The 15,876-nt window shown below is 72.2% G+C and carries 11 protein-coding genes and 2 pseudogenes; 8 read left to right on the top strand and 5 right to left on the bottom strand.

What is annotated here, in order from left to right:
- Positions 1-264 precede the first annotated feature (264 nt).
- Positions 265-828, top strand: coding sequence for a DUF4189 domain-containing protein (locus ACFFNX_RS22175; RefSeq protein WP_378205376.1), 564 nt, complete (start codon positions 265-267; stop codon positions 826-828).
- Positions 829-836: 8 nt separating this feature from the next.
- Here the strand turns inward: ACFFNX_RS22175 and larA are convergent, their stop codons facing one another.
- Positions 837-2,111, bottom strand: coding sequence for a nickel-dependent lactate racemase (gene larA, locus ACFFNX_RS22180; protein ID WP_378205379.1), 1,275 nt, complete (start codon positions 2,109-2,111; stop codon positions 837-839).
- 2 nt (positions 2,112-2,113) lie between these two features.
- Positions 2,114-2,347 carry an EF-hand domain-containing protein gene (locus tag ACFFNX_RS22185; RefSeq protein WP_378205382.1) on the bottom strand — a complete coding sequence of 78 codons (234 nt, stop codon included), beginning with the start codon at positions 2,345-2,347 and terminating at the stop codon, positions 2,114-2,116.
- Positions 2,348-2,522: 175 nt separating this feature from the next.
- Here ACFFNX_RS22185 and ACFFNX_RS22190 point away from each other — a divergent pair, with 175 nt between their 5' ends.
- Positions 2,523-4,553, top strand: coding sequence for a S53 family peptidase (locus ACFFNX_RS22190; RefSeq protein WP_378205385.1), 2,031 nt, complete (start codon positions 2,523-2,525; stop codon positions 4,551-4,553).
- Between the two features lie 507 nt (positions 4,554-5,060).
- On the opposite strand, the gene ACFFNX_RS22195 is transcribed toward ACFFNX_RS22190, so the two are convergent.
- Positions 5,061-7,031: an AfsR/SARP family transcriptional regulator gene (locus tag ACFFNX_RS22195; protein ID WP_378205387.1), complete on the bottom strand. Its 1,971-nt coding sequence runs from the start codon at positions 7,029-7,031 to the stop codon at positions 5,061-5,063.
- 494 nt (positions 7,032-7,525) lie between these two features.
- Between ACFFNX_RS22195 and ACFFNX_RS22200 the strand changes: the two genes are divergently transcribed.
- From ACFFNX_RS22200 to ACFFNX_RS22220, 5 genes are all read left to right on the top strand, one after another.
- A complete protein-coding gene (locus ACFFNX_RS22200; RefSeq protein ID WP_378205390.1) occupies positions 7,526-7,939 on the top strand; it encodes a hypothetical protein in 414 nt (137 codons plus the stop codon).
- 244 nt (positions 7,940-8,183) lie between these two features.
- Positions 8,184-8,483, top strand: coding sequence for a hypothetical protein (locus tag ACFFNX_RS22205; protein ID WP_378205393.1), 300 nt, complete (start codon positions 8,184-8,186; stop codon positions 8,481-8,483).
- Positions 8,480-9,958 carry a PrsW family glutamic-type intramembrane protease gene (locus ACFFNX_RS22210; protein ID WP_378205396.1) on the top strand — a complete coding sequence of 493 codons (1,479 nt, stop codon included), beginning with the start codon at positions 8,480-8,482 and terminating at the stop codon, positions 9,956-9,958. Before ACFFNX_RS22205 ends, ACFFNX_RS22210 begins: the two co-directional genes overlap by 4 nt.
- A complete protein-coding gene (locus tag ACFFNX_RS22215; RefSeq protein ID WP_378205399.1) occupies positions 9,955-10,437 on the top strand; it encodes a hypothetical protein in 483 nt (160 codons plus the stop codon). Before ACFFNX_RS22210 ends, ACFFNX_RS22215 begins: the two co-directional genes overlap by 4 nt.
- Positions 10,438-10,528: 91 nt before the next feature.
- The gene (locus ACFFNX_RS22220) at positions 10,529-12,631 is read left to right on the top strand and encodes a hypothetical protein (RefSeq protein WP_378205402.1); all 2,103 of its coding nucleotides are present in this window, start codon (positions 10,529-10,531) and stop codon (positions 12,629-12,631) included.
- Positions 12,632-12,710: 79 nt separating this feature from the next.
- On the opposite strand, the pseudogene pruA reads toward ACFFNX_RS22220, so the two are convergent.
- Together pruA and ACFFNX_RS22230 are read right to left on the bottom strand one after the other, a co-directional pair.
- Positions 12,711-14,336: pseudogene (pruA, locus tag ACFFNX_RS22225) on the bottom strand (L-glutamate gamma-semialdehyde dehydrogenase).
- Positions 14,337-14,350: 14 nt separating this feature from the next.
- Entirely contained in the window at positions 14,351-15,277 is a 927-nt protein-coding gene (locus ACFFNX_RS22230) for a proline dehydrogenase family protein (RefSeq protein ID WP_378205405.1), read from the bottom strand.
- A 119-nt stretch (positions 15,278-15,396) separates the two neighbouring features.
- On the opposite strand from ACFFNX_RS22230, the pseudogene ACFFNX_RS22235 reads away from it, so the two are divergent.
- Positions 15,397-15,876: pseudogene (locus ACFFNX_RS22235) on the top strand (PucR family transcriptional regulator); the annotation flags it as partial.

The following is a 15,876-nucleotide window of genomic DNA, read 5'->3' on the forward strand; positions in this document are numbered from 1 at the left end:
AGGTCGGCGCCGGCCACCTTGGCCCGCGCGTCGGCCGCCGTACGGGCCCGGCCGGCGACGCGGAACCCGGGCACGAGCTCGACGAACCCGGCGTGGACCTGGGCCACGCGGAAGTCGTCGTCGACCACCAGCACGTCGATCAATTGAGCACCTCCGGGAGCCGGGCCACGAAGACGGCGCCCGCGTCGTCGGCGGGGTCGACGAGGACGACATCGCCGCCGCGCGCCCGCGCCGCCGTACGGGCCCGGTGCCCATCCCGGCCCGATGAGGCCGGCCGCCCCGTCGGGAGCGCGGACGGCCGCCATCGTCCTCGCCCCGGTCGTGGCGGTCGCCGTGATCGTCCTCGGCGTCGTGGCCCTGCAGAGCGGCCACGGCGGTGACAGGAGCGCTCTGAGCACTCCGTTCCCGGACCCGACCACGACCGACCCGGACCCGGACCCGACCGCCCCCTATCCGGATCCGACCACGACCGCCCCGTACCCGGACCCGACCACCGCGCCTCCGGAGAACGACCCGACCACCCCGTACGAACCGCCCCCGCCACCGGAGCACTGGGGAGCCATCGCCGTTGCCCACGATGGCAGTCTCGGCAAGTCCTGGGACTACGGGTCCGAGTCCGGCGCCGAGAAGAGAGCGATGAGAGAGTGCCCTCGCTCCGGCTGCAAGGTCCTCGTGACCTTCGTCAACGGCTGCGGCGCGGTCGCGTTCAACCCTCGCACCAACAGGTACTGGGGCGGTCGCGGCTCCACGAAGGCCGCGGCCGAGAGGGACGCCATCTCCAACGCGGGCGGCGGCCACTGGATCACCTGGGTGTGCACCACCCGGTGAGCGGGCGTCTAGGACAGGTAGGGAATGGTCTGCGGTCCTTCGGGGAGGACGCAGACCCGTGCGTCCGGTCCGGCGGCGGCCAGGGCCTGGGCGACCGTCTCGGAGACGTCGCCAGTCTGCCGCAGGTGCGCCGAGGCCAGGTCGTCGTCGCTGAGGTAGGAGGTGTGCATCACAACCCGGCTGTCGCACTGGATGCGGGCCTGTATCTGCACCTGCCACTGGTCGGGCACCGTCTCGCCGGCGGACCGTGCCGCGATGTTCTCGAGCAGGTGCCGCGGTGAGGCCGCCGACGCGAGCACCTGACGGTAGGAGCCGTGGTCGGGGAATCCGTCGCGGCACTCGGCGGCGCACACGATGGTCCCTCCCGGGCGTACGACCTGGTAGGCGGCGGACATGCCCTTGACGGCCTGGTAGAGGTTCTGGTCCAGCGGGAAACCCGAGTTCGTCGTCACCACGACGTCGAACGGCTCCGGCACCGGCCGCATCGCCATTCGCTTGCCGGCCGCGGTCGCGGCGGCGTGCATGGCCGGCAGGTCTCCGCCGAACGCCGCGACGATCTCCTTGTCCCGGTTGAGGACCACGTCGAGGGCAAAGGTGACGCCGGTGGCCTCGGCGATGGCCCGTACGTCGTCATGGACCGGGTTGCCGTGGGTGATGCCCCAGGTCGCCCGGGGACTTCCGATCCGGGTGGCGTCGTGCAGGACCAGGACCGTCTCCAGCGCCGCCAGGCCGGGGGCCACGAGTTTCGGCCCGCCGGAGAAGCCCGCGAAGAAATGCGGCTCGACGAACCCCGTGGTGATCCGCACGTCGGCCTCGGCCCATTCGCGGTTCAGCCATACGGGGACCTCGTCGCCGAAGGTGCCCATCCAGGTCAGCTGCCGCCGGTCGCGGGCGTCATGGTTGACCACGCGTACGTGGTCCACGACCTCGCCGCCGAGCATCTGGCGCAGTTCGGCCTCGCTGTTGCCGCGGTGGGTGCCGGTGGCGACGAGGATGACCACGTCGCCCGGATCCACGATCCCGTCGAGTTCGGCCAGTACGGCGGGGACCATCAGGTGCCTCGGCTGCGGGCGGGTGCCGTCGCACACGGATATCGCCACCGTCTGCCCGGGCCGCACCCGCTCCCGCAGCGGCGGCCCGGCCACCGGAGAACGCAGCGCGGCGGTCAGGACGCCGACCTGATCGTGCGCCGCCTCATGATGCACCGGCTCCACGACGGTGGTCGCCTTCGGGTCGACGTCGACGTCCAAGCCGGTCTCGCCGTACGCGAGGCGTACCTTCACGGTCAGGAGCCGAGTTCGGGAAGGTTCTCGGCCAGCGGTACGAACTCGGTCACCGAGAGCAGCCCGTCGTGGTCGACGTCGTACTGGGCGAACAGCGCCTTGACGATCCCGGACAGGTCGTTCACCTCTGCCGCCGGGAACATCCCCGCGATCGCCGCGGTCACCTCGTCCACGGTGAGCCGCCCGTCCCCATCGGTGTCGTACCGCGCGAACACCGTCTTGTAATCAGCCGACATGTCTTCCTTCCCCTATATCGGACGGAACGTCGATCGTAACCAACCCGACGTGGGCCGGTACCTCGCGGGCCGGGCGTGTACCCGATCAGTACCCGGGCGGGTCATCCTCCGGTAGGCCCGATCAAGAGGGACACGCCACCGTTCTCGGCATTCGGGCCGACTCAGAATCCGTCGAATGCGCAGAGAGGCTTCGATGTTCCCACGTCGAGATTCCAGGAGACGCCGGGCGGCCGTGCTGGCCGGCGCTGTTGTGCCCCTCGTACTCGGGTCGCCGGCGATCGCGTCCGCCACGCCGGGTGGCCGGGTCACCGTGACGGGCTCCCGGCCGGGTTGGGCGAACGCGTCGGCCGACCGCGGCCCGGCGAATGCCTCGACCCCGTTGGACCTGCGCGTCTACCTGGCCGGGCGCGACCCGCAGGGACTCGCGGCCTATGCGAAGGCCGTGTCCGACCCGCACAGCGCGACTTTCCACCACTATCTGACGCCCGCGCAGGTACGGTCCCGTTTCGGCGGCACACCCGCCCGGACCGAGGCGGTCACGTCGTGGCTGACCGGTTCGGGGCTGAAGGTGGCCAAGGTCACCGACCGTTACGTGTCCGTGCGCGGGTCGGTGGCGTCGGCGCGGAAGGCCTTCGGCGTCACGCTGCACGACTACAGCGTCGCGAAGGCGACGCTGCGGGCTCCGGCCGGCGATGTGACCGTGCCGGCGGCGGTCGCGCCGGACGTGCTGGGCGTGACCGGGCTGGACAGCGGGAAGCACCAGGCGACCCCCGCCGAGTCTCTGCCCGGTCCCCCGACGATCACCGTACGCGCCGCTCCCTGTTCGTCCTACTACGGGCAGAAACAGGCGGCCGACGAGCCGCCGGCCTACGGTCGCACCGGCGTCTGGACGCAGTGCGGCGACACACCGCGGCAGATCCGCTCCGTCTACGGTCTGGACAAGGTCTCCGCGACCGGCCGCGGCTCGACCGTGGCGGTCGTGGACGCGTTCGCCTCACCGACGATCACCAGTGACGTCAGCGTCTACACCAAGGTGCACGGCACCGCCGGCTTCAGGTCGGGGCAGTTCTCCCAGGACCTGCCGGCCGGCTACAACAGCGTCGAGGATTGCGGCGGCCCGATCTGGTACGTCGAGGAGTCGATGGACGTCGAGGCCGTGCACAACGTGGCGCCGGACGCCGACGTGAAGTACGTCGGGGCGGCCTCGTGCCAGGACACCGACCTGGCCGACGCGCTGAGCCGGATCGTCGATGACCACCTGGCCGACATCGTGTCCAACTCGTGGGGCACCGAACTGAACGGGACCCCACAGGCGCTCCGCGACGAGTACGAGCAGATCTTCCAGCAGGGGGCCGCCGAGGGAATCGGCTTCTACTTCATCACCGGCGACTGCGGCGCCTTCGACCCGGCGACGCCGTGCGGCGCGGGCGACGGCTCCACGGCCGAGCAGGTCGCGTTCCCCGCCGAAGACCCGTGGGTGACCGCGGTCGGCGGCACCACCCTGGCGGTCGGCGCCGACGGTCGCGAGGCGTTCCAGACCGGGTGGGGGGACATCAGAGTGGACAAGACCTCCGACGGCACGGGATGGACCCCGGTCCCGCCCGCCGGCTACCCGGCGAACTTCTACCAGGGTGGGGGCGGCGGCACCAGCGCCGACTACCAGCAGCCGTCCTGGCAGGCCGGCGTGGTCCCGGCGAGCCTGTCGAAGACGCTGCCGGACGGAAGCACCACGACGACCCCCATGCGCGTCGTGCCCGACGTCGCCACCGACGCGGACAACAACACCGGCATGCTCGTCGGCGAGACCCAACTCTGGAAGGACGGCAGCCCGCACTACGCCGAGACCCGCTGGGGCGGCACGAGCCTGTCCGCTCCGCTGTTCGCCGGTCTACAGGCGATAGCCCAGCAGGCACAGGGCGGCGCGAAGATCGGATTCGCCGACCCGGTGCTCTACGCCAGGTACGGCACATCCGCCTACGAGGATGTCACCGACACCCCGAAGGGCACCGGAACGTTGCTCGGCGTCGTCCGCAACGACTACACCGACCCGGCCGACACCGGCAGCCCGGTCATCACTCGCCTGTTCACGTTCGGCGAAGACGGCCCGCTGCACGCCACCACCGGTTTCGACAACGCGACCGGCCTCGGCGCGCCCTCGACGAAGTACGTCCAGTCCTACGCGACCGCGGCGAAGACAGGGCGATGAGCCGAAACCGCCATACCGCGCGTGTACCCGACGTGAACCGGCCCGCGCGGTCCTCCTGGCGCCTGTCTCGAAGTGATCGGGTCGCGGGTTATCCACAGCCGTGGTTGCGGTCTTCCTTTGGCGTGTGAGGGGCTTGACAATGGAAGTGGGGTCGGCGCCCCCTGGGAGGGCGGGGAGTCTCCCGGACGGGGAGTCTCCCGGACGGGGAGTCTCCCGGACGGGGAGTCTCCCGGACGGCGGGACCCCGAAACACGCTTAGTGCTTGGACCCGCGCGGCGGTCGGCGCCCCGTCGTCCCTCCGGGGCGGCGGCGTCCCGCGCCTGTACGACTCGGGCGACCGCCGCGCGAGAACCTGCGCGAACGATGGGCGCACCACCCCGGGAAGGCGCCTGGCCGCGCAATGCGCGCCCGCCTGGTACCCGGGTCCGGAGGCAAGCTCTGCGGTCTGCCGTACGGCGGCGGAGCGGCAGCCGTACGGCGTGCGGCCGGGCGAGCGGGGCGGCGACCTCAGGACAGCGTCTCGGCCACCGGGTCCGGGCGCCGGCGTGGCGCGTCGCCGCGGATGATGGTGTGGTCACCGCCCTCGTCGGTGCGGTGCACGATCTCGGTGAGCGGCGGGATCGCGCCGAACACCCGTACGAGGGCCGCCCGGCACGCGTCCGTCGGCTCCTCCGCCTCCGCGCGCTCCCATGCGTAGATCCGGATCAGATCGTGGAAGGCGTACCGGACGCCGCTTCCGGCCGATGCGGTGGTGACGCCCAGCAGGCGCACGTCGACCAGGTCGTCCAGCAGGTCCTGGGCCGTCCGTGGCGTGGTGTCCAGCAGGGCGGCGGCCGTCCGCACGGCGAAGTCCGGTGTGTCGAGCAGGCCGAGCAGCCGGAAGAGTCGCCGCGCCGCGGGTTCGAGCGCCTGGTAGCTCAGCCTGAAGCTCGCCCGCACCTCCAGGTCGCGGTGGCGGAGGCCGTCGAGCCGGTGGCGGGCGTCGGTCAGCCGGGCGACCAGGTCGATGACCTTCCAATGGGGCCGCGCCGCTAGCCGCGAACCGACGATCCGCAGCGCCAGGGGCAGCCCCGCGCACAGCCCCAGCAGGCGTTTCAGCTCCACCGGGTCGGCCGCGATCCGCCCGCTTCCAGCGATCTTGCGCAACAGCGCGTCGCCGTCCGCGTCCGGCAGCCCCCCGAGGTCGATCCGGTGCGCTCCGGCCAGCCCGCCGAGCCTCGGGCGGCTGGTGACGATCACCGCGCAGGTCCCGCTGCCGGGCAGCAGCCGCTCGATCTGCCTCTCGTCCCGTACGTCGTCGAGGACCACGAGAACCCGCCGATCGGCGAGCAGGCTCCGGTATGCCGCGGCGCGCTCATCCTCGTTCTCGGGTACGGCGGCGTCCGGCATGCCGAGCGCGCGCAGGAACCGCCCGAGCACCTCGTGCGGATCGGCGGCCGTCGGCCGCGCGCCGTCCAGGACGGCGAACAGCTGACCGCCGGGGTACGCCTTGCGCAGCCGGTGCGCGGCGTGCACCGCGACCGTCGTCTTCCCGATTCCGCCTTCGCCCGACACGGCCGCGACCGGCGCCGGCCGGTCCGGGTCACGGTCACCGCCCAGGGCCGCGTCGATGCCGGTCAGCTCGGCCTCGTGTCCGGTGAAGTCGCCGATGTCACCCGGCAGCATCCGCGGCACGGCGACCGCTCGCGGCTCTGGTCCCGGCGGGGTGCCGATCCGCGTTCCCGTCGCTCCGGGAAGGTCGAGGGAGGGGGCGCCGACCAGGATCGCCTCGTGCAGATCCCGCAGCTCACGTCCGGGCTCCAGACCGGTCTCCTCGACCAGGACGTCCCGTGCCCGCAGATAGGTCTTCAACGCGTCCGCACGGCGCCCGCAGCGGTAGAGCGCCAGCATCAGCCGCGCCCAGATCCACTCCCGTAGGGGATGCTCCCCGGCCAGCGCGGTCAGCTCGCCGACCAGCTCGGTGTGGCGGCCCAGCCGTATGTCGACGTCGACGCGCTGCGCCAGCACGGACAGCCTGACCTCGGCCAGCCGCGCGGCCTCCGCCGCCACGATCGGGATGTCGGCCATGCCGGAGTAGGCCTCGCCGCGCCACAGCGCCAGCGCGTCGCGGAACAGCCCGCTCGCCCGCTCCGGCTCATCGCCCGCCTCCGCCGAACGCGCGGCCTCGACCAGGTCGTCGAATCGGGCGACGTCCAGCTCGTCGCGCCCGGCCCGCAGGAGGTAGCCCGCGTCCTGATGGACGATGCGCCCGGGGTCCCCCAGCCGGCGGCGCAGCTGATGAACGTAGGTCTGAATGTTCTTGGCGGCGCTCTTGGGCGGATCGTCCCCCCACAGCGCCTCGGCCAGCACGTCACCGGCCACCACCCGGCCGGGGCGGCGCAGCAGGACCGCCAGCAGCGCCCGTGCCTTCGGCGGCCCGAGGTCCACCGGCGCGCCGGAGTCCCACACCGCCGGCGGCCCCAGGACCTCGAACTCCACAGCGCTCCCCTCGCCACCCGGGCGGCGGCCCATGGCCACGGGCCGACCGCGGTGACCACGCGGACCTTCGCGTCCGATCAAGCTAGATCCGCCACTCCGGCGAGGACCGCCAAAAAGCGCACCGGAGTTCGCCACATCCCGTACGGCCGCGCCGCCCTCCTTCCCGCAGCCGCGGACACGTTCATCGGCACGCCTCCTCGGGGAACGGGATGCGGGCGGCCGGCGTCCAAGCGTCGACGCCGGGTGCCGGCGGGGCGCCCGGCCAGGCCTCGTGAAGTCGAGGTGGCGAGATGCCGAGCTGCCGGCCGGCCCTGTCCGTGACCGCGTTATCCTGCACCGCCCTGGTGGCCTGTGGCCAGACCGCCTGCTCCTGTCCGGCAGGGCCGTCCTCCATGTCGGTCTGCGGGACCCGCCTGGACGCCCTCGGCCCCACTTTCACGCACCTGGCACCGATTTCGCCGGCTCCCACCACGCCGACCGGACGAGGCTCGCCCGTGCGCCATTCGGTCATCCCGGCCTCGATGACCTGGGCGGCGGCCATGGAGCGGCACTTGGCGGTGGTCCGGATCCTGACCGGCGCGGGCTGCACGAACGACCCCGTGATCGTCGTCGATCCGGTGACCGCGTTCCGGACCGTGGCCGTCGCCCGGGGCCGCAACAGCGGGATCGCCGGAATCACGCTCGCCGAACTCGACGACCAGGTGCCCACGACGGTCCGGGCCTACCGGAACGGACGTCCTGCCGGCCAGATCGTTCTCGACCAGCCGGTGACCACCGATCCGCCGCCGCCACCGCTACCGCCGTCGCCCACCCCGATCGTCCGCGTCGTGTGCCTCAAGCCGAGACCCGGAGTGCTACGGCCCATGTACTGCATCCTCAAGACATTCTCGCCCAGAACGGCGGATTGAACGGCACGGCAGGCGGCGCTGAACTCGACTCGGAAATCGGCCATGTACATGAGCACGATATGGCGACCTCCCGTGCGCGAATTGGCGAGCCGGGCGTCCTTTGGCCGCTTACGGTGGACGCCCTGTTCCCAGCGCCGGTCGGGGGCGGCGGGCTCCGTACGTGATCGGCGGCGCCGTCCCCGGCCGCCGTGACGTCGCCCGCTCCGCCGGTCATTCCGGCCGGATGAAGTGTACGGAGCGATGGGTGAATGAAGTGAACCGCCCGGCCGACGAGGCCGACAGAACGCTGCGCCCGCAGGTCCGGATGCTCGCGGCCGGCGCGGTGGTCGGCGTGGTGCTGCTCGGCGCGGCCGTCGTGATCGACCTGTCCGGCGTCAACGATCCGCGGACTCCGCAGCTGCCGACACCGGGCTCGACGTCGGCCCCGGGGCTGCCGTCCATTCCCTCGATGCCATCCGGGTTCCCGACGGGCATCCCCACGACGCTGCCGTCGTTCCCGACGGACCTGCCCACCATGCCGACCGTACCCGGGAGCGCGCCGTGACGGACGGACCGCAGGTACACGCGCTGGTCCGTGACGACGCGCTCGCGCGCGGGCGGGCCCTGCTCATCGCCCGGCTGATGATCGCGGTCTACCTGGTGGAACTGCTGCTCAACTTCTACCGGCCGCACATCACCGCGAACGAGCCGACGCTGTCGATCTTTCAGAAGCTGCCCGGGGCGTCCGGATCGCTCGGCCGGCTGCTGTCGCTGCCGCCGACCATCTTCTGGACCGTGCTCGCCGGCATCGTGGCCGGTGTCGCGATCCAGGGCCTCGCGATGATCACGCGGCCGGAAGGGCGCCGGGCGGTGGTCCTGACCTGGGTGACGCTGGCGCTGCTGCTGGGCCCGTTCACGCTGATCCCGCTCACGATCGTGCTGGCGTACCCGGTCCAGGCGCTGGTCTGCGTGCCCGGCACCGCCTTCGTCCTGCTGCTGTTGCACGGCGGCCAGCGGTTCGCCCGGATGCCCCTGCCGGTGCTGCTCGTCGCGTTCGGCTGGGGCGCGCTCGTCGTCTTCGGCCTCGGCCGGGCGTACAGCGGCCTGGCGTTCGGCACCCTCAACGGCTACATGGGCAAGCCGTCGGGCTCGCTCGGCTCACAGATCAAGAACCAGTACCGCGCGATCGACCTGATCATCCTGCACCTCAGCGTCGTGAACGCGCTCCTCGTCGCGGCCGGTGTCCTCCTCCTGTTCGTCCTGTTCCGTCACCGCGTCACCGACGCGGTGACCGGGCTCGTCCTCGGGGCGGCCGCCGGACTCGGCTACAACCTCATGGAGAGCGTCCTGTTCATCCGGATCTGGGGCTCGCTGGGCACCTTCATCGGCGGTGCGACGGGCGGCTTCGAGTACTACGTCCGGCAGACGATCGGCCTGCTCGGCGGGCAGGTGGCGTTCGGGGCGGTGCTCGGCGCCGGACTCGGCGTCGCCGTCCAGGCACGGCAGCGCCGCGCGCTGATCGGCGTCGCCGCGGTCGTGGCCGCCATCGGCGCCGCCGCGGGCACCGAGACGCTGGCGGCCTGGTTCTCCCGTGGGGCGCACGACCACCTCGCGAGCGGCGGAGCCTTCGACACGCTGATCGTCTCGCCGGTGCTGTGGCTGCTCCCGCAGGCGCCGTTCATCCTGCTGGCCGCGGTGCTCCTGATCCTGGGCCGGCGTACGCGGGCCGCCGCGGCCCGGACGGCGGTGACGACGGAGGCGTCCGGGGCGGACCCGGCGATCACTCAGGCCGAGGCGCCGTTCCTGACCGACCCGGCGCTGCGGCTCTGGGCGGTGGTGAGCACCTGGCGCTCGTACGGGCAACCCGCCGCGCTCGCGCTGCTGCGCCTGCAGTCCGCCCAGCTCGACCTGGCCGCCTGGCGGTGGCAGGAGCGGGACTCCGCGGACGAACCCCTGGCCCGCGAGGAGGGAAACCGATTGCGCGCGAGAGTGATGCGGTTGAAGCGGAACCCCGGTACGCAGCGGGTGATGGCGCCATGATCCGCCGTGGACTCGCCGCGGTCACCACGGCGGCCCTCCTCGTCTGCCTGACCCTCCCACTGACCGCCCAGCCGGCCTCGGCCTGCGACGTCAGCTACGGGTACAAGCCATCGCTGAACCTGAACAAGCCCAACATGGGCCGCAGCGCACAGTGCTCGAACCGAACCTCGCTGGCGGGCGCCTTCTTCGTCGCGCTGCTCGCTCTCGGCGCGGTCGTCGCCGGCGGCGCCCTGGCGTACCGGAAGGGCGAGGCGACCGTACGGTCGTCCGCACCGCGCCCGGCCGGTCCGGGGCACCCCGGAACGGTGCCCCCGCCGACCGGACAGACGTGGCCCGGGCCCACCGGCCCCTGGCCGCCCGCGCCGAACCAGACCGTGCCGAACCAGACCGCAGTGAACCAGGCCGGGCCGGACCCGGGCCTCATCCGCTACCTCAACGCGGCGGGCATCGCCCCGCCGACCCGTTCAGGGCCCGGCTGACGGTGTGGTCGGCCGCGCAGACGACCGAAGGGGCGACCGTGCGCGACATTTCTCTGCCCTCAGCCGCCCGTGCGCTCGCACCGGAGGCCTCATGAACATGCGCCGCGTGAAGATGTGGTCGAGTCTCGCGACAGCGCTCCTGCTCGCCTTTCCCCTCCCCGCCACACCCGCGTTCGCGGGACCGGCCGACGTGACGCAGAGCCCGGCTCAGGCGAGCACCGACCCGGACGCCATCGTCCGCCAGATCGACGCGGCGCTCAAGGCCGGTCGGTACGAGGACGCCGACAACGACGCCGACGCGCTGCGGAAGCTGGCGCAGCAGGCACAGAACACCGCGAAGAGCTCGCCCACGGCCGCGAACAAGAAGGCGGCGACGGACCTGCAGACGCTCGCCGACGCCCAGCGGAGCCGGGTGGTGAACGCGAAGATCGACTCTGGGCTGAAGGCGCCGAAGTCGGATCCGAACAACAAGCAGGTCGCCGAGGACTATTGGGAGGCGGTCGTCGCCTCCTGGGTCCGCCCGCTGGTCGTGCAGTTCCGCCGGAAATACCGTGACCCGCAGACGAATTTGATCGCCAACGAGATCGATATCGAGACACAGCACGCCATCATCGAAGTGACTCTCGGCGAGGGCCGGGGCAAGCTGGACCGGGCGAGAAGTATCAGCACGAGCGCGACCGCCAACCCGTCGAGGAAACCTGTCATCGAATTCGGCCCCAAGATCACACCGGGGATAACGAAGAATCTCGAACAGGCCGGATTCAAGGTCGTACGCACCGAGCCCGAACTCATCGACGCGCTGCGCGAGGCGGGCGACCCCGTGGACGACCTGCCGGACGCCAAGCAGACCGCGGAGCAGCGGCAGAAGCGCGCCGAACAGGCGGAGGCCGCGAGCGCGGCGAACCTCGGGCTGCGTTCGTGCGAGCCGCAGGCGATGGGCGAGGACGGCGGGCGGATCGTCGCGATGGCGGCGGCGCCCATGGCCGGCCCGTGCGACAAGAACAAGCCGAGCCCGCTCGCGGAGGCGCTGGCTTCGAGCAATCTCGGCGGCGTCGACTTCTCCACCCTCGGTCTGCGTTATATGTCGGATGGCTCCGGTGGCGTGCGGTACTCCTTCTCCGCGAGTCCCTCCGCGCCCGGCACCGATCAGGACCTCGACTCCGGCCTCGACGCCATCAAGAACTCTTCCGCCGACCTGCGCACCTGGCTGGTGCTGGATCCGAGCAAATTCTGGGTCAATCTCAACCCCACCGAGCCGGACCGGATCGTGGACTCCCAACTCGGCCGGACGAACGCCGGGAAGGCACTGCTCGAGGCCGACCTGCGGATGAAGCGCACCGAGGGCAAACTGATCGACCCGAACACCTCGCTCGGCGCCCGGTACTGGAACGCGCTGGCCGGCCCCACCGACAAGGTCTGCTACTCCTCGCGGCTGTGGATCGTGCCCGGCGACGTGGAGGTCCGCGAGGACGGTTCCTCCCTCTACGTCCTCAAGGCCACGCTCCACGTGAAGGCCAAGGCCCAGCACATCGGCGGCGGCTACGGGTGCGACTCCGATCCGGCCTCCGACGCGCGGGGCGAGCGGCTGGAGCAGACGATGCTCGTGCCGAAGGTCGAGGAGGCGGTCAACACGGCGCCGGAGTACGCGCCGCTGCGCCGCGCCTTCCTGGCCCGCGTCGTGGCGCAGTGGGTCCGCGACCGGCACACGAGCGGTCACCGTACATCCTTCGACGGCCTCCTCGACTCCGGCGACCTGGGCCCGGCCGTGCTCACGGACGGCTGGCAGCCACGGCAGGTGTTCGACTCCTACGTCCGCTCGATCCGCGACAAGGACTTCACCTACCACCAGACGATGCGCGTGGGCGGCACGCGCGTCGTCCGCGAGATCACCTATGGCGGCGTCGACTTCAGCAAACTGAGCTCCGCCCGGCTCAGCGCGGCGCAGATGAACCAGCGCCTTCCCCGGCTGCCGGAGACCGCCAAGGCGTCGGGCACCCACCCCGCCAAGGCCTCGGACGGCTCGATCTGGCTGGGCGAGACCGCGGGATCGACGAACGACGGCCTGTGGTCCAGGGTCGGCGGTACGGTCGGCGCCTTCGTGACCGGACGTACCGGCATCCTCGTCCTCATCGTCGCGGCGCTGGGCCTGGTCACCTTCGGCCTCCGCGGCTCCGGCCGCAAGCGGCGGGCCTAGGCGCGCCGGTCTCGCGGCGTGCGGCGGGTGACGCCGGGAAGACGGCCGTCCGGCGGACGGCCGGCGGCACCGGAGCGGATCAGCCCATGTGCGGGTAGCGGTGACCGGTCGGCGGGACGAAGGTCTCCTTGATGGTCCGGGTGGACGTCCAGCGCAGCAGGTTCTGGGCGGAGCCGGCCTTGTCGTTGGTGCCCGAGGCGCGTCCGCCGCCGAAGGGCTGCTGGCCGACGACCGCGCCGGTGGGCTTGTCGTTGATGTAGAAGTTGCCGGCGGCGAACCGCAGCACCTCGGTGGCGCGGGCGATGGCGGCCCGGTCGCGGGCGAAGATCGTACCGGTCAGCGCGTACGGGCTGACCGACTCCATCTGGGCGAGCATCGGCGCGTAGCCGGCGTCGTCGTAGACGTGGACGGCCAGGATGGGGCCGAAGAACTCGTCGCGGAACACCTCGTGCCCCGGGTCGTCGCAGACCAGGACGGTCGGGCGGACGAAGTAGCCCTCACGGTCGTCGCAGGTCCCGCCCGCCAGGACGTCGATGGCCGGGTCCTTGGCGGCGCGTTCCAGGACGTCCCGGAGCCGGCCGAAGGACCGGGCGTCGATGACCGCGCCGCCGAAGTTTCGCAGGTCGCGCACGTCCCCCATGGTCAGCGCCTCGGTCTCGGCGACCAGTTCGTCCCTGATGCGCCCCCACAGGGAGCGCGGGACATAGGCGCGGGAGGCGGCCGAGCACTTCTGCCCCTGGTACTCGAACGCGCCGCGGATCAGCGCGGTGAGCAGGGCGGCCGGGTCCGCCGAGGAATGCGCGACGATGAAGTCCTTGCCGCCGGTCTCACCGACCAGGCGCGGGTAGGAGCGGTAGCCGCCGAGGTTCTCGCCGACGGTGTGCCACAGGTGCTGGAAGGTCGCGGTCGAGCCGGTGAAGTGCACGCCCGCCAGGTCGGCGTCGGCCAGCACGACGTCGGAGACGGCGCGGCCGTCCCCCGTGAGCATGTTGATCACGCCGGGCGGCAGCCCGGCCTCCTCCAGCAGCCGCAGGGTGAAGTGCGCGGCGAACTGCTGGGTGGGTGACGGCTTCCAGATCACCGTGTTGCCCATGAGGGCGGGCGCGGTCGGCAGGTTCGCGGCGATCGCGGTGAAGTTGAACGGGGTGACCGCGTAGACGAAGCCCTCAAGGGGCCGGTGGTCGGCGCGGTTCCACACGCCGGGCGACGAGGCGGGCTGCTCGGCCAGGATCCGGCGGGCGAAGTGAACGTTGAACCGCCAGAAGTCGGCCAGCTCGCAGGGCGCGTCGATCTCGGCCTGCTGGGCGGTCTTGGACTGGCCCAGCATCGTGGCGGCGGCGATCTTCTCCCGCCACGGCCCCTACCGCAGGTCGGCGGCGCGCAGCGGGATCGCCGCCCGGTCGTCGAAGCCGAGGGCCCGCCAGCCGGGCGCGGCCCGGCGGGCGGCGTCCACCGCGTCCTGCGCGTCGGCATGGTCGGCGCCCGCCATGGTGCCCAGCACCTCCCGGTGGCTGTGCGGCTGGACGACCGGGATCCGCTCGCCGCCGCCCATCCGCTCCCCGCCATCGATCGTGCAGGTCAGCTCGGCGCCGCCGGCCGACAGCGCGGCCAACTCGGCCTCCAGCCGGGAGCGCTCCGGGCTGCCGGGCCGGTAGTCGTGCACGGGCTCGTTGGCCGGTACGGGCACGCGGGTGATGGCGTCCATGGAACCTCCGGGGGTCAGTGGCGGGTGGTGAACGAACGCAGGAAGAAGGCGAGGTTGGCCGGCCGCTCGGCCAGGCGGCGCATGAAGTAGCCGTACCAGTCGGCGCCGTAGGGCACGTAGGCGCGGATCCGCCGCCCCTCGGCGGCCAGCCGGCGCTGCTCGGCGTCGCGGATGCCGTACAGCATCTGGAACTCGTAGGTGCCGGAGGAACGGCCGTATCCGTCGGCGAGCCGGACGGCCAGCTCGATCATCCGCGGGTCGTGCGAGCCGATCATCGGGTAGCCGTCTCCGGCCATGAGGATCCGCAGGCAGCGCGCGTAGGCCAGGTTCACGTCCCGTCGGCTCTGGTACGCCACGGAGGCGGGCTCCTTGTAGGCGCCCTTGACCAGGCGCACCCGCGACCCCTCGACGGCCAGTGCCCGCGCGTCGTCCTCGGTGCGCCGCAGGTACGCCTGCAGGACCGCCCCCGTCCGCGGGTGGTCGCGGCGGAGCTCGGCGAGGATCGCCAGGGTGGAGTCGACGGTGGTGTGGTCCTCCATGTCGAGCGTGACGGTGGTGCCGATCGCCGCGGCGGCCTCGCACACCCGGCGGGCGCCCGCCAGGGCGAGGTCGTGGCCGTCGGGCAGGCCCTGGCCGAACGCCGACAGCTTCACCGAGACCTCGGCGTGCCCGCCCAGCCCTTCGCGGCCGAGCGCCTCCAGCAGCCTGAGGTAGGCGTCGCGGTTGCGATGGGCCTGCGCGGCGTCGGTGACGTCCTCGCCGAGGTGGTCGAGGGTCGCCTCGACGCCCTGGGCGATGAGCGTCCTGACGGCCGCCAGCGCCTCGGGCAGCCCGTCCCCGGCGATGAAACGGTCGACCACGGGCCGGGTGACGGAGGCCCCGCTGACGAGCCGGCGAATCCGGTCACTGCGCGAGGCGGCGAGCAAGGCAGGGCCCAACACCGGCGACCTCCCAGGTCAAACGGTGAATGTCGGTGCCCTCGAAGCTACGATCCGGGCGGTGCGGCCGCCATCGACAGCGGTCACGACCCTGGCCACCGCGCCTTGTACATTTGTATGAGATGAGTGACTACCAGAGTCTGGTGGACGAGGTGTCGGCACTCCTCCAGGCGCCGGTGACCCTGGAGGACCGGGAGTTCACGCTCATCGCCTTCAGCTCTCACGACGACGACCTCGACCCGGTGCGCACCCACTCGATCCTGCGCCGCCGCTCCTCCCCGGCGGTACGCGCCTGGTTCGAGGGGTTCGGGATCGCCGACGCGACCGGCCCGACCCGCACCCCCGCCGACCCCGCGGCGGGAGTCCGTGCCCGGCTGTGCGTGCCCGCCCGGCACGAGGAGGCCGTCTACGGCTACCTGTGGCTGCTGGACGACGGCGCCGTCGACCCCGCCGATCCCCGCCTGACCCGGGTGATGGCTTTGGCGAGCCGGGCCGGCGGGCTGCTGGCCGCCGACATCTGGCAGCGAGAGGCCGCCCCGCGGGCGTTCGCCCAACTGCTGTCGGGCTCGGCCACCGACCGCGCCGAGGCCGGCCGTACCCTC

The organism is Actinoallomurus acaciae (assembly GCF_042429965.1).
In the GTDB taxonomy this organism is placed as follows: Bacteria; Actinomycetota; Actinomycetes; order Streptosporangiales; family Streptosporangiaceae; genus Actinoallomurus; species Actinoallomurus acaciae.